At 69.9% G+C, this 20,529-nt stretch carries 15 protein-coding genes, 1 tRNA gene and 1 rRNA gene; 4 read left to right on the top strand and 13 right to left on the bottom strand.

Annotated elements, in window-relative coordinates; genetic code table 11:
• From ACIQ8J_RS11790 to ACIQ8J_RS11800, 3 genes are read left to right on the top strand one after another with little or no spacing between them, the layout of a single operon-like run.
• A complete protein-coding gene (locus tag ACIQ8J_RS11790; RefSeq protein ID WP_403607802.1) occupies window positions 1–234 on the top strand; it encodes a PT domain-containing protein in 234 nt (77 codons plus the stop codon).
• Between the two features lie 3 nt (window positions 235–237).
• Complete coding sequence (locus tag ACIQ8J_RS11795) at window positions 238–1,005, top strand: Fpg/Nei family DNA glycosylase (RefSeq protein ID WP_403270550.1); 768 nt, start codon at window positions 238–240, stop codon at window positions 1,003–1,005.
• A 52-nt stretch (window positions 1,006–1,057) separates the two neighbouring features.
• The gene (locus tag ACIQ8J_RS11800) at window positions 1,058–1,822 is read left to right on the top strand and encodes an SDR family NAD(P)-dependent oxidoreductase (protein ID WP_403270547.1); all 765 of its coding nucleotides are present in this window, start codon (window positions 1,058–1,060) and stop codon (window positions 1,820–1,822) included.
• Here ACIQ8J_RS11800 and ACIQ8J_RS11805 read toward each other — a convergent pair.
• From ACIQ8J_RS11805 to ACIQ8J_RS11850, 10 genes are all read right to left on the bottom strand, one after another.
• Complete coding sequence (locus ACIQ8J_RS11805) at window positions 1,770–2,000, bottom strand: hypothetical protein (RefSeq protein WP_403271093.1); 231 nt, start codon at window positions 1,998–2,000, stop codon at window positions 1,770–1,772. The genes ACIQ8J_RS11800 and ACIQ8J_RS11805 overlap by 53 nt on opposite strands.
• 167 nt (window positions 2,001–2,167) lie before the next feature.
• Window positions 2,168–2,638, bottom strand: a complete 471-nt coding sequence (locus tag ACIQ8J_RS11810) for a Dps family protein (protein WP_403270544.1) — start codon at window positions 2,636–2,638, stop codon at window positions 2,168–2,170.
• A gap of 185 nt (window positions 2,639–2,823) precedes the next feature.
• Window positions 2,824–3,207, bottom strand: a complete 384-nt coding sequence (locus tag ACIQ8J_RS11815; protein WP_120721030.1) for a helix-turn-helix domain-containing protein — start codon at window positions 3,205–3,207, stop codon at window positions 2,824–2,826.
• A gap of 109 nt (window positions 3,208–3,316) precedes the next feature.
• The gene (locus ACIQ8J_RS11820; RefSeq protein WP_403270540.1) at window positions 3,317–3,826 is read right to left on the bottom strand and encodes a CinA family protein; all 510 of its coding nucleotides are present in this window, start codon (window positions 3,824–3,826) and stop codon (window positions 3,317–3,319) included.
• Window positions 3,823–4,491, bottom strand: a complete 669-nt coding sequence (pgsA, locus tag ACIQ8J_RS11825) for a CDP-diacylglycerol--glycerol-3-phosphate 3-phosphatidyltransferase (RefSeq protein WP_403270537.1) — start codon at window positions 4,489–4,491, stop codon at window positions 3,823–3,825. Before pgsA ends, ACIQ8J_RS11820 begins: the two co-directional genes overlap by 4 nt.
• Window positions 4,488–5,957 (bottom strand): 30S ribosomal protein S12 methylthiotransferase RimO, encoded by a 1,470-nt coding sequence (gene rimO / locus ACIQ8J_RS11830; protein WP_403270534.1) that lies wholly within the window; start codon window positions 5,955–5,957, stop codon window positions 4,488–4,490. Before rimO ends, pgsA begins: the two co-directional genes overlap by 4 nt.
• Window positions 5,958–6,018: 61 nt before the next feature.
• Window positions 6,019–6,870: a helix-turn-helix domain-containing protein gene (locus ACIQ8J_RS11835; protein ID WP_403270531.1), complete on the bottom strand. Its 852-nt coding sequence runs from the start codon at window positions 6,868–6,870 to the stop codon at window positions 6,019–6,021.
• Between the two features lie 260 nt (window positions 6,871–7,130).
• Window positions 7,131–9,890, bottom strand: coding sequence for a DNA translocase FtsK (locus ACIQ8J_RS11840; RefSeq protein ID WP_403270529.1), 2,760 nt, complete (start codon window positions 9,888–9,890; stop codon window positions 7,131–7,133).
• 123 nt (window positions 9,891–10,013) lie between these two features.
• Complete coding sequence (locus ACIQ8J_RS11845; RefSeq protein ID WP_386111911.1) at window positions 10,014–10,688, bottom strand: two-component system response regulator; 675 nt, start codon at window positions 10,686–10,688, stop codon at window positions 10,014–10,016.
• 244 nt (window positions 10,689–10,932) lie between these two features.
• On the bottom strand, window positions 10,933–16,434 hold the full coding sequence (locus ACIQ8J_RS11850) for a HAMP domain-containing protein (RefSeq protein ID WP_403270526.1): 5,502 nt from the start codon (window positions 16,432–16,434) through the stop codon (window positions 10,933–10,935).
• Between the two features lie 305 nt (window positions 16,435–16,739).
• Here ACIQ8J_RS11850 and ACIQ8J_RS11855 point away from each other — a divergent pair, with 305 nt between their 5' ends.
• Entirely contained in the window at window positions 16,740–19,442 is a 2,703-nt protein-coding gene (locus tag ACIQ8J_RS11855) for a SpoIIE family protein phosphatase (protein ID WP_403270523.1), read from the top strand.
• A 56-nt stretch (window positions 19,443–19,498) separates the two neighbouring features.
• Here the strand turns inward: ACIQ8J_RS11855 and ACIQ8J_RS11860 are convergent.
• The 3 genes from ACIQ8J_RS11860 to rrf form a co-directional block, all read right to left on the bottom strand.
• Window positions 19,499–19,571 (bottom strand) — tRNA-Thr (locus ACIQ8J_RS11860).
• Window positions 19,572–19,661: 90 nt separating this feature from the next.
• Entirely contained in the window at window positions 19,662–20,339 is a 678-nt protein-coding gene (locus ACIQ8J_RS11865; RefSeq protein ID WP_403270520.1) for a DegT/DnrJ/EryC1/StrS family aminotransferase, read from the bottom strand.
• Window positions 20,340–20,437: 98 nt separating this feature from the next.
• Window positions 20,438–20,529 (bottom strand): 5S ribosomal RNA (gene rrf, locus ACIQ8J_RS11870); the annotation flags it as partial.

Here is a 20,529-nt window from a genome sequence, read left to right on the forward strand (position 1 = left end):
ATCCGTCACGCACCCGCCGAGCCGCAGGCCTTCCGTCCTTCCGTCCTTCCGACCCACCAACCCACCAACCCACCAACCCACCAACCCACCAACCCACCAACCCACCAACCCACCAACCACGGTCACGCCGGGGCGCCCGCCCCCACGCCCCCGACACATCGAGTCAGCCCGCACACCCACACACGCCACTCCGCCTCACGACAAGCCCCGCGCCCCCACTCCCGGCAGAATTGACCCATGCCCGAAGGCGACACCGTTCATCAGGCCGCGCGGCGGCTGCACGCGGCGCTGGCCGGGCAGGTACTGACCCGGTCCGATCTGCGGGTGCCGCGGTTCGCCACGGCGGATCTGACCGGCCGGAGCGTGCTGGATGTGACTCCGCGCGGCAAGCACCTCCTCACCCGGATCGAGGGCGGGCTGACCCTCCACTCCCACCTGCGGATGGACGGGTCCTGGCGGATCTACGGGCCCGGCGAGCCCTGGCGCGGCGGGCCCGCCCACCAGATCCGCGCGATCCTCGGCAACACCGAGCACACAGCCGTCGGCTACCGGCTGCCCGTGCTCGAACTGCTCCGCACCCAGGACGAGTTCAAGGCGGTCGGGCACCTGGGCCCCGATCTCCTCGGCCCGGACTGGGACGCGGAAGCGGCCCTGCGCAACCTTCTCCAGGACCCCGCCCGCACCATCGGCGAGGCCCTGCTCGACCAGCGCAATCTCGCCGGGGTCGGCAACGTCTACAAGTCGGAGATCTGCTTCGCGGTCCGGGCCGTCCCCTGGCTGCCCATCGGCGAACTCCCGGCTCCCGAACGCCTGGTGACCGCCGCGAAGCAGCTCCTGGAGGCGAACAAGGACCGCCCGGTCCGCCAGGCCTACGTCTACGGCAGGGCCGGCCGGCCCTGTCCGCGCTGCCGCACCCCGATCCGCACCACCGTCCAGCGCGACCCCTCCGGCCGCGAACGCCCCACCTACTGGTGCCCCAAGTGCCAGCCGGAGCCCTCTCCTTGACACCCCGGCACGCTTATTGACGACCCGTCAGGTCCGGTCGTACCGTCCCCGCATGCCCCTCACGGCGTACGACCTCACCGACCGCACCGCCTTCATCACCGGCGCAGCCAGCGGGATCGGCCGCGCCAGTGCCGTACTGCTCGCGGAAGCGGGTGCCACGGTGCACTGCGCGGACCGCGACGAGCCGGGCCTGGACGAGACCCGGGCGCTGATCACCAAGGCGGGCGGCACCGCCCACGTCCACCCCCTGGACGTCTCGGACCGCAGCGAGGTCAAGGCGGCGATCGAAGCGGCCGGCCCGGTCCATGTCCTGGCCGCGATCGCGGGCGTCATGCACACCAGCTCCGTCCTGGACACCGAGGACGGAGACCTCGACCGGGTGCTCTCCGTCAACTTCAAGGGCGTGCTCCACGCCTGCCAGGAGGCGGCCCGCACGATGATCGCCCACGGCGTCCGGGGCTCGGTCATCACGATGGCCTCCGGCGCCGTCGACTCCTCCCGGCCGGGCCTGTTCTGCTACAGCGTCTCCAAGGCGGCGGTCGTCCAGCTCACCAAGACGCTCGCCTCGGAGCTGGGCCCGCACGGGATCCGCGTCAACGCGGTGGCCCCCGGCTGGGTCCGCACCCCCATGACCACCCATCACGCCGCGGAGCAGCAGGCGCAGATGGAGTCGGCGGTGATCCGGCTCTCCCCGCTCGGCAGACTCGGCGAGCCCGAGGACATCGCCCACAGCGTGCTGTATCTCGCCTCGGACGCCTCGGCGTTCACGACGGGTCAGATCCTCCGTCCGAACGGCGGCGTCTCGATGCCCTGGTAGCTGCGGACCGCGCGGTCGACACCGAGGCCACATGGACCGGCAGCAGACTCAGCCCCCAGCCGCCCGCGACCATCGCCCCCTCCACGAACCCCGTCTGACCGGGCACGAGCACGAGCCGCAGCACCGCCCACCACCACAGCGCCGCGACCACGAGCGCGGGCACCCAACGCACCGCCACCGCCATGGGCCGCCTCCTCGGGCCGACGCTAGAGGGCCGGACAACCCGCCGGGAGGGCGCACCGGGTGCGGGCCCGGCGCGCTCCATGTCCCACGCGCTTCATCTCGTACGACCCCACCAGTACGCCATGCACCCGTGCGCGGCGGCGCACGGCCGCGTACCGCGGTTCAGACCGTCTCCGCCTGGAACATCCACGCATGCTTTTCGAGGTCGGCGGTGAGTCCGATCAGGATGTCCTGGGTGATCGGGTCCGGGTCGCCGGTCGCCTTGATGCGTTCGCGCATACGGTCGATCACCACGCCCAGCGCGGCCACCAGGGTCCGTACGGCTTCGGTGTCCTTGATCCAGCCGTCCGGGACGGCGCCGATCGCGCTCGACTTCGCCACGGTCTCGGAGCGCCCGTCCGGGCTGACCCCGACGGCCGAGGCCCGCTCGGCCACGGCGTCCGAGTGCAGCCGCGCGGTGGCGACGACCTCGTCGAGCTGGAGGTGCACGGACCTGAAGCGCGGCCCGACCACGTTCCAGTGCACCTGTTTGGCGACCAGCGACAGATCCACGAGATCGACCAGCGCGCCCTGCAGGGCGTCGCCCACCACCTTCAGATCCGGCTGCGACAGCGGGCTCTTGATGTAGGACATGCACTTCCTCCATTCCGGACGGAACGTCCGCGGGAACGCCTGTTCCCATATGCGGATGTATGCGCGATCTCCCCCTACCCTGCCACAGAAGGCCCAAATGGGGCGCGGCGGAAAAGCGCTGAGCCCCGGCCGGTCACAAGTGACCAACCGGGGCTCAGTACAAGCCTGGGTGCGCGCCTGGAAGATCAGGCCGCGACGACGTCCACCGCTTCCGCGGGCGCCTTGATCGTCACCCGCTCCGTCGGCACACCAGTCACCGACGTCACGGAGATCGAATTGAGCATCGGACGTACCGGCGCACGCACCGGATCGCTCGCTGCCGCAGACGCAGCAAGCTCGGCCAGTGCCAGCTCATCGCTCACTTCCCGCATGAGCTCGGACATCCGTACGTCAAGCGCGTCGCAGATCGCGGAGAGCAACTCGGAGGAAGCCTCCTTCTGCCCCCGCTCCACCTCGGAGAGATAGCCGAGTGAGACTCGGGCGGACGAGGAGACTTCGCGCAGAGTACGGCCCTGGCGCTGGCGCTGCCGACGCAGCACGTCACCCAGCAGGCGACGGAGCAGAATCATCGGTGGCTCCCTCCTCGGACCGCGTAGCCGCATCCTTCTCGCCCCACCGTACCGCCTCGCGCCGCGGCCGTGCGGGGAGCGATGTCGTGTTCACTCAGGGCTGCAAACATCAAATCCCCCCGTTCTGTTCCGTATCCTGTGCCCGCCCAGCCTTGCGGAGTTCACTGGAGAGCAGTTCGAGCACGCTGCGTACACTCTCCCTACGAATTTCCGCCCGGTCGCCGTTCAACCGCAAAGCGGCGGTTTTCTTGGCTCCGGCCGGACCAACGGCCGAAACGTATACCGTGCCGACCGGTTGCCCGTCCTGCGGATCGGGCCCCGCGACACCCGTGGTCGCGATCCCCCAGCTCGCCCCGAGGAGCTCGCGCACCCCCGCCGCCATCTGCGACGCGACCTCGGGATCGACCGCCCCGCGCTCGGCCAGAAGGGCCCCGTCCACCCGCAGGACGTCCCGCTTCAGCTCGGTCGCGTACGCCGTCACGGAACCGCGGAAAACCCGCGAGGCACCGGGCACCGCGGTCAGCTCGGCGGCCACCAGACCGCCTGTCAGCGACTCCGCCACCGCAAGCGTCTGGTCACGCTCGGTGAGGATGCGCAGGAGCCGGGCCGCCTCGCTCACAACGCGGATCCCTCCACGGCGCGCTGAGCGGCAAGTCCCTTGCGCCTCAGGACGATCGCCTGGCGCACGTAGTCGAGCCCCGTGAGCACCGTCAGCACCACCGCGACGGCCATCACCCAGAAGCGCAGGGTGGCCAGTGGACCCGTCAGCGCCAGCACGTACATCCCCGTCGCGGTGCCCTGGGCCAGCGTCTTGAGCTTTCCGCCCCGGCTGGCCGGAATCACTCCGTGCCTGATGACCCAGAAACGCATGAGCGTGATGCCGAGTTCCCGGAACAGGATGACGCCGGTCACCCACCACGGCAGATCGCCCAGCAGGGAGAGGCAGATCAGCGCTGCTCCCATGATCGCCTTGTCGGCGATCGGGTCGGCGATCTTCCCGAAGTCGGTGACCAGGTTGTACGTGCGCGCCAGGTGACCGTCGAAGATGTCGGTGATCATGGCCACGGCGAAGGCCGCCCACGCCCAGGCCCGCATCCCCGGGTCGTACCCGCCGTCCGCGAGCAGCAGCATGACGAAGCCCGGCACGAGCACGAGCCGGATCATGGTGAGGATGTTGGCGATGTTCCAGAGGCTGGCCTGGTTGACGGCCGCAGCACCCAGCTTGCCGCCGGGCGCCGGCGCCCGGCCGGCTCCGCCCGGCGCCGATGCCGGGACTCCGGTCATCTGCCCGCCTCCTCAACCCCGCCAAGCACCTCGACCACGAGGTCGACGCCTTCGGTGCCGACGACCTTGGCCTCGACCATACGGCCGGGCACGAGCCCCGCGCTCTGCGTGAAGATCACCTGGCCGTCGGTCTCGGGCGCCTGGTGCTCGGCGCGGCCGACGGCGCCGTCCTCGTCGTCGACCGTCTCGACCAGGACCCGCACGGTCTCGCCGAGACGCTCCTCGGCGCGCTGCGCGGTGAGCTCCTCGGCGAGGCGCGACAGATGGGCGAGCCGCTCGGCGATGGTGTCGGCGTCCAGCTTGTGCTCGTAGCCGACCGCTTCGGTGCCCTCCTCGTCGGAGTAGCCGAAGACGCCGATGGCATCGAGGCGGGCGGCCGTGAGGAAGCGTTCCAGCTCCTTGAAGTCCTCCTCGGTCTCACCGGGGAAGCCGACGATGAAGTTGGACCGCACACCGGCCGTCGGCGCCTTGGCGCGGATGGTGTCGAGCAGTTCGAGGAACCGCTCGGTGTCGCCGAAGCGCCGCATCGCGCGCAGCACACCGGGCGCCGAGTGCTGGAAGGAGAGGTCGAAGTACGGGACGACCTTGTCGGTGGACGTCAGTACGTCGATGAGGCCGGGGCGCATCTCGGCGGGCTGGAGGTAGCTGACCCGGACCCGCTCGATGCCCTCGATCGCCGCGAGCTCCGGCAGCAGCGTCTCAAGGAGTCGGATGTCGCCGAGGTCCTTGCCGTACGAGGTGTTGTTCTCGGAGACCAGCATGACCTCCTTGACGCCCTGCTCGGCCAGCCAGCGGGTCTCGCCCAGCACGTCGCTGGGGCGGCGCGAGATGAACGAGCCGCGGAAGGACGGGATGGCGCAGAACGAGCAGCGGCGGTCGCAGCCGGAGGCCAGCTTCACGGAGGCGACCGGGCTGGTGTCGAGGCGGCGCCGCAGCGGGGCGCGCGGCCCGGACGCGGGCGCGAGGCCGTCGGGGAGGTCCTCGGGTGCGGTGTCCTGCGCGTGCCCCGGCAGCGCCACGTCGGGGGCGGACTGTCGCTCGGCCGGGCTGATCGGCAGCAGCTTGCGCCGGTCGCGCGGGGTGTGCGAGGCGTGGATGCCGCCGTTGAGGATGGTCTGGAGGCGGTCGGAGATGTCGGCGTAGTCGTCGAATCCGAGCACGCCGTCGGCCTCGGGGAGCGCCTCGGCGAGATCCTTGCCGTACCGCTCGGCCATGCAGCCGACCGCGACGACGGCCTGGGTCCTGCCGTGATCCTTCAGATCGTTGGCTTCCAGGAGGGCGTCGACGGAGTCCTTCTTGGCGGCTTCGACGAATCCACAGGTGTTGACGACGGCGACGTCCGCGTCCGATGCGTCCTCGACGAGCTCCCAGCCGTCCGCTGCCAAGCGGCCTGCGAGCTCCTCCGAGTCCACCTCGTTACGGGCGCAGCCAAGAGTGACAAGGGCGACGGTGCGGCGTTCGGGCATGGACTCAAGACTACTTTGTCCTGGCCCACGCCCCCGCCGCGAGGGTCGCGCCGCCGGGGGCTCATCCGACCTGCGGGTCGCCCTTGGTGTAGCTCAGCCGCTCGACCTGGCCGTCCTGGAATTTGTTGTCGATCTTCTTGCCGTTGACGTAGAGCTCGATCGCCCCCGCGTTGCCGAGGATCAGGTCGACCTTGTCGGCATCCTGGAACGTCTGGGCCTCGCCCTTCTGGAGAAGGCCGTCGAAGAGCATCTGACCGTTGTGGTCCTTGGCCGAAATCCAGCTCTTGTCGGTGGTCGCGGTGATCTTGACGGTGACCTTGTCGGCCGGAACGGCGGCGATCGCGCTGTCCGAGGGGGCCGGCTTGGGAGGGAGGGCGGGCTTGGGCGGGGTGGGGCTGGGCCGCGTGCTGGGCTTCTGCTGGGACGGGCCCTCGGCCACCGCCTTGTCGGACTTGCCCTTGTCGCCGCCGCTGAACATCGTGAACCCGACGAAGCCGACGACCACGACGATCGCCGCGACCATGGCGGCGGTCCAGTTCGGCCGCCGCTGGTCGGGCCGGATCCGCTCCGCCTCGAACCTGGGCGCCGCGGGGGTGGGCGCGGGGCGGCCGCCGTGCTCGGCGTCGTACTGCGCGACCAGCGGGGCGGGATCGAGGCCGATGGCCTGGGCGAGCGTGCGGATGTGGCCGCGCGCGTAAACATCGCCGCCGCACCGCGAGAAGTCGTCCAGCTCGATCGCGTGCACGATGGGGATGCGCACCCGCGTGGTGGAACTGACCTCGTCGACCGTCAGTCCGGCGGCGATACGGGCCTGCTGAAGTACACGACCGATCGAAGGCTCGTCGTCTTCGATCGCGGGCCCGTCATTTTCGATCGAAGGCCGGTCATCTTCGGGAGAGTTGCCGATGGACACGGGGGCGCCTTTCGAGCGTGAGCCACCTGCTGGGTGTTCAGTCTAGGGGGGGTACGAAAGGGTGAGGCAACCGGGAGAGCGGTCTTTGTACGCCATCCGTATGGCCGCACCCCTGGCAACGGGACAGTCGGCATCGCATGATTCCGTCCCTCCCTCAACTTGACGTACGGCCAACGGAAACGGTTGCTCGGACATCCCGTACGGGTGCTGTTTCGCCCGAGTGGCTGTCAGCCGACTTCCCTTTCCGCTCCCCCGCATGCTCAGGGAGCCTCCCCGCGGATCACGGCGAGCACTCCATCGAGTTCGTCCGGCTTGACCAGAACGTCCCGCGCCTTGGAGCCCTCGCTGGGCCCGACGATGTTCCGCGACTCCATCAGGTCCATCAGCCGGCCCGCCTTCGCGAAGCCGACGCGCAGCTTGCGCTGGAGCATCGAGGTCGAGCCGAACTGGGTGGAGACCACCAGTTCGGCGGCCTGGCACAGCAGGTCCAGGTCGTCGCCGATCTCCTCGTCGATCTCCTTCTTCTGCTTGCTGCCGACCGTGACGTCGTCCCGGAAGACCGGGGCCATCTGATCCTTGCAGTGCTGGACGATCGCCGCGATCTCGTTCTCGGTGACGAATGCGCCCTGCAGCCGGGTGGGTTTGTTCGCGCCCATCGGCAGGAAGAGGCCGTCGCCCTTGCCGATCAGCTTTTCGGCGCCCGGCTGGTCGAGGATGACCCGGCTGTCGGCGAGCGAGGAGGTCGCGAACGCCAGCCGCGAGGGCACGTTCGCCTTGATCAGGCCGGTGACGACGTCGACGGAGGGCCGCTGGGTGGCGAGCACCAGATGGATGCCGGCGGCGCGGGCCAACTGGGTGATGCGGACGATCGCGTCCTCGACGTCGCGCGGCGCGACCATCATGAGGTCGGCGAGCTCGTCAACGATCACCAGTAGATACGGGTACGGCGTCAGCTCGCGCTCGCTGCCCTCGGGCAGCTTCACCTTGCCGTTGCGGATCGCCTCGTTGAAGTCGTCGATGTGCCGGAAGCCGAACGCCGCGAGGTCGTCGTAGCGCAGGTCCATCTCGCGCACGACCCACTGCAGCGCCTCGGCGGCCCGCTTGGGGTTGGTGATGATCGGCGTGATGAGGTGCGGGATGCCCTCGTACGCCGTCAGCTCGACGCGTTTGGGGTCGACAAGGACCATCCGTACGTCCTCGGGCGTCGCCCGCACCATCACAGAGGTGATCAGGCAGTTGATGCAGGAGGACTTGCCGGAACCGGTGGCGCCCGCGACCAGGACGTGCGGCATCTTGGCGAGGTTGGCCATCACATAGCCGCCCTCGACGTCCTTGCCGAGCGCCACCAGCATCGGATGGTCGTCCTCGGCCGCGTCCGCGAGCCGCAGCACGTCGCCGAGGTTGACCATCTCGCGGTCAGTATTGGGAATCTCAATACCGACAGCTGATTTCCCCGGAATCGGCGAGATGATCCGCACGTCCGGGCTGGCGACCGCGTACGCGATGTTCTTGGCGAGGGCGGTGATCCGCTCGACCTTCACGGCCGGACCGAGCTCGACCTCGTACCGCGTGACCGTCGGTCCGCGGGTGAACCCGGTGACGTTCGCATCGACCTTGAACTCCATGAAGACGTTCTGCAGCGAGGCGACGACGGCGTCGTTGGCGGCGCTGCGCGTCTTGCCGGGGCCGCCCTTCTCCAAGAGGTCCAGGGAGGGCAGCGAGTACGTGATGTCCCCCGCCAGCTGGAGCTGCTCGGCGCGCGGGGGCAGCGATTCGGCGGCGGCGGGCGCCTGCTTCGTCAGGTCCAGTACGACGGGCTTCGCGCCCGGCGTGACCTTCGGCGCCGTCGGCGCTTCGGGTTCGGCGGCGCGGGCGGTCGGCAGCGGTGTGGCCTGCTCCCGGTCCCGTTCGACCGAGACGCCCTGCGTGAGGTCGGCGACGACGGGCGAGGGGGGCAGCCCGTTCAGGACGGCTCCGTCCAGGGCCGCGGCCGCTGCGGCGGCGACGTCCACCGGGTCCATCCCGCCCTCGAACGGGGGTTGCACCGAGGCGCGCCGGGGCTTGCGGCGCCGCGAGAGCGCCTCCTGTTCGGCCCGGTCCGGGTCCTGCTCGACCGGGGCGCCGGAGCGCCGCCCGGTGCGGGACGCGGGCTCGGCCTCGCGCCACTCGTCGTCGTACGGCTCCTCCTCGCCCGCCTCCACGTCGTGCGGGAGCGGTTCGAGGACGCCGAGTTTGACCCCGAGCAGCCGCAGTCGCTGCGGGATGGCGTTGACCGGCGTCGCGGTGACCACGAGCAGCCCGAAGACGGTGAGCAGCAGGAGCATCGGCACGGCGAGCACATCGCCCAGCGTGAATTCGAGCGGCTTGGACGAGGCCCAGCCGATCAGCCCGCCCGCGTCCCGCATGGCGGCGGTGCCGTCTCCCCGGCCCGGCGAACCGCACGCGATGTGGACCTGGCCCAGAACGCCGAGGACGAGCGCCGAAAGACCGATGACGATCCGCCCGTTGGCCTCGGGCTTCTCCGGGTAGAGGATCAGCCGGATCGCGATGGCGCCGAGCAGCAGCGGCACCACCACGTCGAGCCGGCCGAAGGCGCCGGTCACCAGCACCTGTACGAGGTCGCCGACCGGGCCGCGCAGGTTCGACCAGGTGCCGGCCGCGACGATCAGCGCGAGGCCGAGCAGCAGCAGCGCGACGCCGTCCTTGCGGTGCGCCGGGTCGAGTCCCTTGGCGCCGCGTCCTATTCCCCGGAACAGCGCGCCGACGGCGTGCGCCGCGCCGAGCCAGGCAGCGCGCGCGAGCTTGTACACGCCCCCCGTGGGGGACGGCGCCGCCTTGGGCGCGGGCCTGGGGGCGGCCGCCTTCTTCGCGGGCGCCTTCTTGGCTGCTGTCTTCTTGGCGGGTGCCTTGGGGGCCGCGGTCTTCTTCGCGGGCGCAGCCTTCTTCGCCGGGGTACGGCCGGTGCGCTTCGCGGTGCCCGCCGTGCCCTGGGAACCCTTGCCGGACGTACGTGAGGCCATGGTGCTGAGGTTACCTGGGTCTGCGGCGGTGGACACGTGTGCCTACGGCTTCACCCGTCCGTGTCGTACGCGCCAAGGATACTGACGCCGCCTCAGCCGGACACGGCGTCAGATCCGGGGCCGTCAGTTCTGCGAAGGCAGGGTGGGCGCGCCACCGGTGCCGGGCTCCAGCGCGTCCAACGCCCGCCGCAGACCGGTGAGCTTGCGCTCCAGGTGGGCGGCGGTGGCGACCGCGGCGGCATCCGCCGAATCGTCGTCGAGCTGCTTGGAGAGCGCCTCGGCCTGCTCCTCAACTGCCGCGAGCCGCGCGGACAGTTCGGCCAGCAGGCCCGCCGACTCCCTGGCCGCGCCGCCGTGGGCGCCGCCCTCCAACTGGAGCCGCAGCAGGGCCGCCTGCTCGCGCAGTTGGCAGTTCTTCATGTACAGCTCGACGAAGACCGACACCTTGGCGCGCAGCACCCAGGGGTCGAACGGCTTCGAGATGTAGTCCACGGCACCCGCCGCATAGCCGCGGAAGGTGTGATGCGGGCCGTGGTTGATGGCCGTGAGGAAGATGATCGGGATGTCCCGCGTCCGCTCGCGCCGTTTGATGTGCGCGGCGGTCTCGAACCCGTCCATCCCCGGCATCTGGACGTCCAGCAGAATGACCGCGAAATCGTCCGTAAGCAGCGCTTTGAGCGCTTCCTCCCCTGACGATGCCCGCACCAGTGTCTGATCGAGCGCAGAGAGGATGGCCTCCAGCGCCAGCAGATTCTCCGGCCGGTCATCGACCAGGAGGATCTTGGCCTTCTGCACCATGGCCCGTCCTCCTCGCCCCGGCAGTGCACCGGGCGCCGCCCCAGGGGACGACTCCCTTGCGTCGCCCGTCCTTGTGCCGGTCATGGTAGCCGCACCCCGCCTGTCGCCACACCCTGTCACCGCGATGTCACTGTGCACGTAGCAGAAACGCGGTGGGAGACCAGAAGGTTCCCCGAATACCGCCGTCTCACACGCCTTCGGCCACACTCAGTCAGCGACAGCCGGTGATACGGGCGGCAGACGATCACTTTCCGCGCATCCACTGCTCCATCACCGAGAGCAAATGGTCCGGGTCGACCGGCTTCGTCACATAGTCGGAAGCGCCGGACTCGATGGCCTTCTCGCGGTCCCCCTTCATCGCCTTCGCGGTGAGCGCGACGATCGGCAGACCGGCGAACTGCGGCATCCGGCGAATCGCCGAAGTCGTGGCATAGCCATCCATCTCGGGCATCATGATGTCCATCAGCACGACCGCGGTGTCCTCGTGCTGTTCCAGGACCTCGATGCCCTCGCGCCCGTTCTCCGCGTACAGCACCGAAAGGCCGTGCTGTTCAAGGACGCTGGTGAGCGCGAAGACATTGCGTACGTCGTCATCGACGATCAGCACCTTCTCGCCGGCGAAGTGGAAGCTGTGCGCGGGCGACCGCTCCGGGTCGGCCGCCGCCCAGCCGTCGCTCTCGGCGTCGGACTGCCCGGACATCGTGCCCACCGGCCGGCCGTCCCCGCCCAGCGCCTTGCGGCGCCGGCGGAACAGTCCGGCCGTCGCGGGCTGCGCCTCGCTCTGCCCCGACTGCGGGCCGCCGTTGTACCCGATCGCCTGCGGGCGTACGGCGTCCAGGGCGAGCCCCGCCGCGGTCTGCATACCGCCGGGCGCGAGCTGCGGATAGCCCTGCGGGGGCAACTCGCTGAGGTGGAGCGGGAGATACAGCGTGAAGGTGGAGCCGCGGCCCGGCTCGCTCGCCGCGTGGATCTCGCCGCCGAGCAGCCGCGCGATCTCACGGCTGATGGACAGACCGAGGCCGGTGCCGCCGTACTTGCGGCTGGTCGTGCCGTCCGCCTGCTTGAACGCCTCGAAGATGACCCGCATCTTGCCGGCCGCGATCCCGATGCCGGTGTCGGTGACCGAGAACGCGATCAGGTCGGCGTCGGCGTCGCGCAGCGAGCCCGACTCCAGGAGCTGCTCCCTGATGGCGTCCGGGACGTCGGAGGCGGCCGGGCGGATGACGAGCTCCACGGCACCGCTGTCGGTGAACTTCACCGCGTTGGACAGCAGGTTGCGCAGGACCTGGAGCAGCCGCTGCTCGTCGGTGTGCAGCGTCGCGGGCAGCTCGGGCGAGACCCGTACGGAGAAGTCGAGGCCCTTCTCCGCCGTCAGCGGGCGGAAGGTCGCCTCCACGTAGTCGACCAGCTGGACCAGGGCGATCCGGGTCGGCGACACGTCCATCTTGCCCGCCTCGACCTTCGACAGGTCGAGGATGTCGTTGATCAGCTGGAGCAGATCGGAGCCCGCCCCGTGGATCGTTTCGGCGAACTCCACCTGCTTCGGGGAGAGGTTCCCCTCCGCGTTGTCGGCGAGCAGCTTGGCGAGAATGAGCAGGGAGTTGAGCGGGGTGCGCAGCTCGTGCGACATGTTCGCGAGGAACTCGGACTTGTAGCGCATGGAGACCGCGAGCTGCTCGGCGCGCTCCTCCAACACCTGCCGGGCCTCCTCGATCTCGGTGTTCTTCACCTCGATGTCGCGGTTCTGCTGGGCGAGCAGCTCGGCCTTCTCCTCCAGTTCGGCGTTGGAGGCCTGAAGGGCCCGCTGACGGTTCTCCAACTCGGCCGAGCGCTCGCGCAGTTGCTCGGTGAGCTCCTGCGACTGCTTGAGCAGCACCTCGGTCTTGGAGTTGACGGAGATGGTGTTGACGCTGGTCGCGATCATCTCGGCGATCTGGTTGAGGAAGTCCTTCTGGATGTGCGTGAACGGCTGGAACGACGCCAGCTCGATCACCCCGAGGACCTTCCCCTCGAAGAGCACCGGCAGCACGATCACATGCGCCGGCGGCGCCTCGCCCAGCCCGGAGGAGATCTTCAGGTAGCCCGGCGGCACGTTCTCCACCAGGATCGTCCGCTTCTCCTCGGCGGCCGTGCCGATGAGCGTCTCACCGGGCCGGAACGACGTCGGCATCGAACCGGCCGAGTATCCGTAACTCCCGCGCATCCGCAGCTCGTACGAGCCGTCGCTGCCCCCGCTCACCCCGGAGCCGCGCCCGGTCGGCATCGCCAGGAAGAAGGCGCCGTGCTGCGCCGAGACGACCGGCGTCAGCTCGGTCATGATCAGCGAGGCCACGTCGTCCAAGTCGCGGCGGCCCTGCATCAGGCCGGAGATGCGGGCCAGGTTGCCCTTGAGCCAGTCCTGCTCCTTGTTGGCGACGGTGGTGTCGCGCAGGTTGGCGATCATCGTGTTGATGTTGTCCTGGAGGGCCTGGATCTCGCCCGCCGCATCCACGTCGATCTTCAGATTGAGGTCGCCGCGGGTCACCGCCGTAGCGACGGCGGCGATGGCGCGTACCTGCCGGGTCAGGTTCCCGGCCATCTCGTTCACCGATTCGGTGAGGTCGCGCCAGGTCCCGTCCACGTCACGCACCCGGGCGTGACCGCCCAACTGGCCTTCGGTACCCACCTCTCGGGCGACCCGGGTGACCTCCTGGCCGAACGAGGACAGCTGGTCGACCATCGTGTTGATGGTGTTCTTCAGCTCCTGGATCTCGCCCCGCGCATCGATGTCGATCTTCTTGGTGAGATCGCCCTGGGCGATGGCGGTGGTGACGGTGGCGATCTGCCGCACCTGGCCGGTGAGGTTGTCGGCCATGGAGTTCACCGATTCGGTGAGGTCCTTCCACGTACCGGAGACGCCGGGCACCCGGGCCTGACCGCCCAGGATGCCGTCCGTGCCCACCTCACGGGCCACCTTGGTGACCTGCTCGGCGAACGAGGACAGCGTCGTCACCATGGTGTTGACGGTGTCGGCGAGTTCGGCGACCTCGCCGCGGGCCTCGACCGTCACCTTCTTGGTGAGGTCTCCGTTGGCGACCGCCGCCGAGACCCTGGAGATGTTCCGCACCTGGGTGGTCAGGTTCGCGGCCATCAGGTTGACGTTGTCGCTGAGGTCCTTCCAGATGCCGGTGACCCCGCGCACCCGGGCCTGACCGCCCAGGATGCCCTCGGTGCCCACCTCGCGCGCCACCCTGGTGACCTCGTCGGCGAAGTTGGACAGCTGGTCGACCATGGTGTTGACGGTCGTCACCAGCTCCAGGATCTCGCCCTTGGAGTCGACGGTGATCTTCTTGGAGAGGTCGCCCTCGGCGACCGCCGTCGTCACCTCGGCGATGTTGCGCACCTGTGAAGTCAGGTTGTTCGCCATGAAGTTGACGGACTGGGTGAGGTCCTTCCAGGTGCCGGACACGCCCTGCACCTCGGCCTGACCGCCCAGGATGCCCTCCGTGCCCACCTCGCGGGCCACCCGGGTGACCTGCTCGGCGAAGTTGGAGAGCTGGTCCACCATCGTGTTGAGGGTGTTCTTCAGCTCCAGGATCTCGCCGCGCGCGTCCACGTCGATCTTCTGCGACAGATCACCGCGCGCCACCGCCGTGGCGACCTGGGCGATGTTGCGCACCTGCGCCGTCAGGTTGCCGGCCATGCCGTTCACGGAGTCGGTCAGATCGCGCCACACCCCGGCGACGCCTGGCACCTGCGCCTGCCCGCCCAGCCGGCCGTCGGTGCCCACCTCGCGGGCGACCCGGGTGACCTGCTCGGCGAAGGCGGAGAGCTGGTCGACCATCGTGTTGATGGTGTTCTTCAGCTCCAGCATCTCGCCGCGCGCATCCACGTCGATCTTCTGCGACAGATCACCGCGCGCCACCGCCGTCGTCACCTGGGCGATCTGACGGACCTGCGAAGTCAGGTTTCCCGCCATGAAGTTGACGGAGTCGGTGAGTTCCTTCCAGGTGCCGGACACGCCGTCGACCCGCGCCTGACCGCCGAGGCGGCCCTCAGTGCCCACGTCCCGCGCCATCCGCGTGACCTGGTCCGCGAACGACGACAGCTGCGCCACCATCGTGTTGACGGTGTTCTTCAACTCCAGCATCTCGCCCGCGACATCGACCGTGACCTTCTGCGACAGGTCGCCATTGGCCACCGCCGTCGTCACCTGGGCGATGTCGCGCACCTGACCGGTGAGGTTGCGGAACGCGGTGTTGACGGAATCCGTCAGGTCCTTCCACGTACCCGCCGCGCCCGGCACCTCCGCCTGCCCGCCGAGCCGGCCCTCGATGCCGACCTCGCGGGCGACCCGGGTCACCTCGGAACCGAACGACTGGAGCTGGTCGACCATCGTGTTGACGGTGTTCTTCAGCTCCAGCATCTCGCCGGCCACGTCGACGGTGACCTTCTGGCTCATGTCACCGCTGGCCACCGCGGTCGTCACCTGCGCGATGTCCCGCACCTGGGTCGTCAGGTTGCGGAAGACGGTGTTGACGGAATCCGTCAAGTCCTTCCACGTACCCGCCGCCCCGGGTACCTGCGCCTGCCCGCCGAGAAGTCCCTCCGCGCCGACCTCGTTGGCGACCCGGGTGACCTCGTCCGCGAACGTACGCAGCGTCTCGGTCATCTGGTTGATGGTCTCCGCGAGCTGCGCGACCTCGCCGCGTGCGTTGACGGTGACCTTCTGCGACAGATCGCCGCTCGCCACGGCCGTCGTCACCTGGGCGATCCCGCGCACCTGCGCGGTCAGGTTCGTCGCCATCACGTTGACGGAGTCGGTGAGGTCCTTCCACACCCCGGCCACGCCCGGCACCTGCGCCTGCCCGCCCAGTTCGCCCTCGGTGCCCACCTCGCGGGCGACCCGCGTCACCTCGGAGGAGAAGGAGGACAGCTGGTCGACCATGGTGTTCACGGTGTTCTTCAGCTGGAGCATCTCGCCGGCCACGTGCACCGTGACCTTGCGCGACAGATCACCCTTGGCGACAGCCGTCGTGACGAGAGCAATGTCACGTACCTGTGCGGTCAGCCGGTACGCCATGGTGTTGACGGAATCCGTCAGATCCTTCCAGGAACCGGACATACCGCGCACCTGGGCCTGACCGCCGAGCTTGCCCTCCGTGCCGACCTCAAGGGCGACCCGCGTCACCTCGTCGGTGAAGGCCGACAACTGGTCGACCAGGTTGTTGACGGTCCGCCCCACCTTGAGGAACTCACCGCGCAGCGGCCGCTCGGCGCCGTCGCTGCCGTGCGAACGCAGATCCATCCGCTGTTCCAGATCGCCCTCGGCCACCGCCGAGAGCACCCGCCCGACCTCGGAGACCGGCCGCGCGAGATCGTCCACCAGCGCGTTGGAGGCATCGATCGCGGCGGCCCAGGAACCCTCGCAGGCCCCGTTCTCCAGCCGCTCGGTCAGCTTCCCCTCACGCCCGACCATCCTGCGCACGCGGGCGATCTCGCCGGTCAGATGCAGATTGCGGTCCGCGACCTCGTTGAAGACGGCCGCGATCTCCGTCATCACGCCGTCACCGGAGACCGTCAGCCGCTTGCGGAAGTTCCCGTCCCGCATCGACGCGAGCGCCGCGAGCAGTCGCTGGAGCGCCGCCGTGTCCACCTCGGTCGTCCCGTTGCCCCCGCGCTGCTTGTGGCTCCGGGCCTGTTGAGTCCGGGGCTGCTCGTCCTTCGCGCGCGTGCCTACGCCCCGCGCTGCTGCGCCAGACTCCACAGTGTCCCTCCCGCAAGGGTTGACCGCACTACCCGGGATGTCTCCGGAAGCATGCCCAGTGTTTCACCACGGCCGAACCAGGCCATAACAGTTCGGCAGCTTCGCATATCCGTCCCCGCCCTCGGAGGGCGGAAACACTGGTGACCGGCATCCGCTCGGACAGCGAAGGTAAGTAACCTGGCATCCGGCTGTCCAGCCGCCCCGGTCCGCCCGGCGAGGGGGCGGTTCGTACCTCCTGCTCGGTAAAGCTTGGGGGAGGGCGGCACAAAGGACGACCACGGGACAACCGGAGGGGGCGGGCCGACATGGGACTGTTGATTCCCGGAGGGCACGTTCCGGAGCCCCGTCAAGGAGATCCGGGCGTCGAGACGCGTACGAGGAGTTCTGTGATCACCGCGCGGGCGGCAGCCAGCTTCGACCCTGTCGGGCGGTCGGTCGCGACCGCCCGCGCCTTCGTCCGGGACACCCTCCAGGGCTGGGGGTACGCGGACGTCGTCGACGACGCCGTCGTCCTGACCAGCGAACTCGTCACCAATGCGGTCGTCCACGCCGGCACCAAGGCGGACGTCCTGTGCCTGCGCTCCGACGACGGCGTACGCGTAGAGGTGGCCGACCGCTACCCCGAACGTGAGGTTCCGCTCCTGGGCTCCCCCGCCGACATCGCGGGGCCCGACCGCGAGAACGGCCGCGGCCTGCTGCTCTGCGCCGCCCTCGCCTCCCGCTGGGGCGTCGAGTACACACCGGCCAGGAAGCACGTCTGGTTCCAACTCGACCTCCCCGACCGCCCGGTGGGCACCCGCTCCGCCGGCCCCGCCCTGCCCACCGCGCTGCTTCCCGCCACCGACGGCCGGGTACGGGTCGCGGTCGTCCAGATCGACCGCGCCGGAGCCGTGCGCGCCTGGAACGAGGACGCCGAAGACCTGTTCGGCTACCCGGCCGACCAGGTCACCGGCAAGGCGTTGACCGACTTCGCCGCCTGGCCGCACACCCCCGGCACCTCCACCGGCATCGTCGAGGCCCTCCAACTCTCGCGCTGGGAAGGCAGTTACGGGATAAGGGGCGCCGACGGCCGCGTGGTCCCCGTGTACGCCTCCCACCTGCGCGTGCGCGACACCGAGGGCGAGCCCTCGACGGTCTGCCTGCTGGTGCGCGACGACGAGCGGGCGGTGCTCCAGACCCCCGTCCGCCAGCCCGCCACCGACCCGGCCGCCCACGGCGACAGCCGCAGCCTCGACCCGTTCGAGGTCTTCATCGGCTCCCCCGCCCCCGAGGACCTCGACGGACTGCTCCAGCGCACCGTCGAACGCGCCCGCGACATGCTGGACGGCGACTCCGCCTTCCTGCTGCTCGCCACCGACGACGAGACGGAGCTGGAGGTACGGGCCACCACCGGCCTCCCCTCCGCCCGCCAGCGCTTCGCCCGCGTCCCCGTGGAGGCGGGCACGGGACGGTACGGATCGGCGCGGATGCCCGCCGTCCACGAGGACCTCGCGGCCGTCCCCGGCGCCGTCCCGCTCCTCGAAAGCACCGGCATGCGCTCGGTCGTCACGGTCCCGCTCAAGGTCGAGGGCCGCCTCACCGGCTCGCTGGGAGTCGCCGCGGAATCCCCCGGCCGCTACTCCAACGAGGAGGCACTGCGCCTCCAGTTCGCCGCCGACCGCATCGCCCTGGCCGTCGAATCGGCCCGCCTGGGCGAGCTGGAACGCCTGCGCAGAGGCTCGTTGAGCTTCCTCGTCGAGGCCTCCGACCTCTTGGCCGGCACCCTGGACCGCGACCAGACCCTGGCCCTGATGGCCCAGATGACGGTCCCGACCCTGGCCACCTGGTGCGCCGTCTACACGATCGCCGACCAGGCCTCGGACCCGTACCTCTCCTACGTCCTGCACGAGGACGAGGAGCGCATCGACGGCCTCAAGGCCCTGCTCTCCAAGATCGATCCGCCGGAGCCGGTGCCGACCCCGGGCGCCCGCGTCTGGACCGCCCCCGGTGAAGCCGCCCACCAGGCCGCTCTCCGCGTCTCGATGCGCGACCTCGGCCGCTCCGGCAGCCCGCACGTGGGCGGCGGGATCGGCACCACCTTGTCGACGGCGGCCGCGGTCGGCGGCGAAACCGTCGTACTGCCGCTCGTCGCCCGCAACCGCGTCATCGGCATGCTGACACTTGGCAAGCCGTCAGATGACCATTTCCGTCAGGAGATTCTCGAACTCGCCGAGGACCTCTCCCGCCGGGCCGCCCTCGCGCTCGACAACGCGCGCCTCTACTCCGAGCGCATGGCCATCAGCCGCTCCCTCCAGCGCAGCCTGCTCCCGCCGGGCCTGCCCCAGATCCCGGGCGTCGAGGTCGAGGTCATCTACCGCGCGGCCGGCGAAGGCAACGAGGTGGGCGGCGACTTCTACGACCTGTTCCCCATCCGCGACGGAGCGTACGGCTTCGCCATCGGCGACGTCTGCGGTACGGGCCCGGAGGCCGCCGCGGTCACCGGCTTGGCCCGGCACGCCCTTCGCCTGCTCGCCCGCGAGGGCTTCGGCGGCCCCGCGGTCCTGGAGCGCCTGAACGCGGCGATCCTGGACGAGGGCGCCCGCAGCCGCTTCCTGACGCTCCTCTACGGGGAGTTGTGGCCGCAGGAGGACGGCAGCGCCATCCTGAAGATCGTCTGCGCCGGCCATCCGCTGCCGCTGCGCCTGCGCCAGGACGGCTCGGTCGAACCGGCCGCCGAACCCCAGCCGCTCCTCGGCGTCATGGAGGATCTGGAGCTGTACGAGCAGACGATCACGCTCGACCCGGGTGACGTCCTGCTCTGCGTGACCGACGGGATCACCGAGCGCCGCGAGGGCACCCGCATGCTCGGCGACGACGGCCTCACCGACGTCCTCGCCAGTTGCACGGGTCTCACCGCCGGTGCCGTCGCCGCCCGCGTTCTGCGCGCGGTCGAGCGCTTCGCCGCCGAACCGGCCTCCGACGACATGGCCATCCTGTCCCTGCGCATCCCGGAACAGGCCAAGCGATAACCCCGAGAGGGTACGCGAAAGGCCCCGCCCAATGGGCGGGGCCTTTCGTATTCCTGAGCCCCCATGCGGAATCGAACCGCAGACCTTCTCCTTACCATGGAGACGCTCTACCGACTGAGCTATAGGGGCCTGTTGTTGTTTCGGGGTTTCCCCCTCACCAACGAGATAAAGCATACCCCGAATCAGACGGTGTTCCGAACCACGGCCACCGGTTCCGGCCTAGGCGGGCTGCAGCAGCCCGCCGAGCGCGTTGCAGACGGACACCAGCCGCCGCAATTCCGCCTCCGAGAGCCCGTCGAGGGAGGGCAGCGCGAGCGTCTCGTCCGCGGCCCGCTCGGTCTCGGCCAGCATCCACCCGTCCCGCCTGAACTCCCGCATCCGGTGTACGGGAATGGGCACGGGCACCTCGCAGGCGACCCCGCGCCGCCGCAACAGCCGCGCGAACGCGTCCCGGTCGGGCCGCCCGTTGCCGGGCACGCGCACGACGTACCGCTGATAGCGATGCCCCTCGGCGGGCGCGGGCGTCTCCACCCCGACGAGCCGCCGGTCCAAGTACCCGGCCCGTTCCCGCCGTTGGGCCACATCCCCGTCGATGCCCGGCCCGTCCTCCTGCTCAAGGATCAACACCCGGTGCCGGGCGGCCAGTTCGGCGAGCCGCGCGGCATCGGCCGGATACCCGAAGCGGCGTACGAGCACGACAGCGGCGGTCCTGGGCGTGACGGCCGCACCGACGGCCTCCGGCGCGAGGCAGTAGCTCAGCGGATCGATGTCGGCGAACACCGGCACGGCCCCGGCCGCGACGACCGCCCGCGCCAACTCGCCGGAGTCGTAGGCCGGCACGATCACCTCGTCGCCGGTCGCGACACCGGCAGACTTGAGCGCTCCTGTCATCCTCATGACAGCGGATCGTCCTCTTGCCACATGAACGCCAGGTGAGCGGGCACAAAAAAACGCTGGCCCCCGAACCGAAGTTCAGGGGCCAGCGTTGAATGATTGTTCGGCGGCGTCCTACTCTCCCACAGGGTCCCCCCTGCAGTACCATCGGCGCTGAAAGGCTTAGCTTCCGGGTTCGGAATGTAACCGGGCG

Origin of the sequence: Streptomyces sp. NPDC094147 (assembly GCF_044764265.1) — a bacterium.
In the GTDB taxonomy this organism is placed as follows: Bacteria; Actinomycetota; Actinomycetes; order Streptomycetales; family Streptomycetaceae; genus Streptomyces.

Excerpts from the sequence above, each read along its gene's own strand:
- pgsA (WP_403270537.1), bottom strand. The coding sequence starts at position 4,491 with ATGACCGGAGTCCCGGCATCGGCGCCGGGCGGAGCCGGCCGGGCGCCG.
- rimO (WP_403270534.1), bottom strand. The coding sequence starts at position 5,957 with ATGCCCGAACGCCGCACCGTCGCCCTTGTCACTCTTGGCTGCGCCCGT.
- ACIQ8J_RS11815 (WP_120721030.1), bottom strand. The coding sequence starts at position 3,207 with ATGATTCTGCTCCGTCGCCTGCTGGGTGACGTGCTGCGTCGGCAGCGC.
- ACIQ8J_RS11810 (WP_403270544.1), bottom strand. The coding sequence starts at position 2,638 with ATGTCCTACATCAAGAGCCCGCTGTCGCAGCCGGATCTGAAGGTGGTG.
- ACIQ8J_RS11855 (WP_403270523.1), top strand. The coding sequence starts at position 16,740 with ATGGGACTGTTGATTCCCGGAGGGCACGTTCCGGAGCCCCGTCAAGGA.
- ACIQ8J_RS11840 (WP_403270529.1), bottom strand. The coding sequence starts at position 9,890 with ATGGCCTCACGTACGTCCGGCAAGGGTTCCCAGGGCACGGCGGGCACC.
- ACIQ8J_RS11795 (WP_403270550.1), top strand. The coding sequence starts at position 238 with ATGCCCGAAGGCGACACCGTTCATCAGGCCGCGCGGCGGCTGCACGCG.
- ACIQ8J_RS11800 (WP_403270547.1), top strand. The coding sequence starts at position 1,058 with ATGCCCCTCACGGCGTACGACCTCACCGACCGCACCGCCTTCATCACC.
- ACIQ8J_RS11845 (WP_386111911.1), bottom strand. The coding sequence starts at position 10,688 with ATGGTGCAGAAGGCCAAGATCCTCCTGGTCGATGACCGGCCGGAGAAT.
- ACIQ8J_RS11865 (WP_403270520.1), bottom strand. The coding sequence starts at position 20,339 with ATGAGGATGACAGGAGCGCTCAAGTCTGCCGGTGTCGCGACCGGCGAC.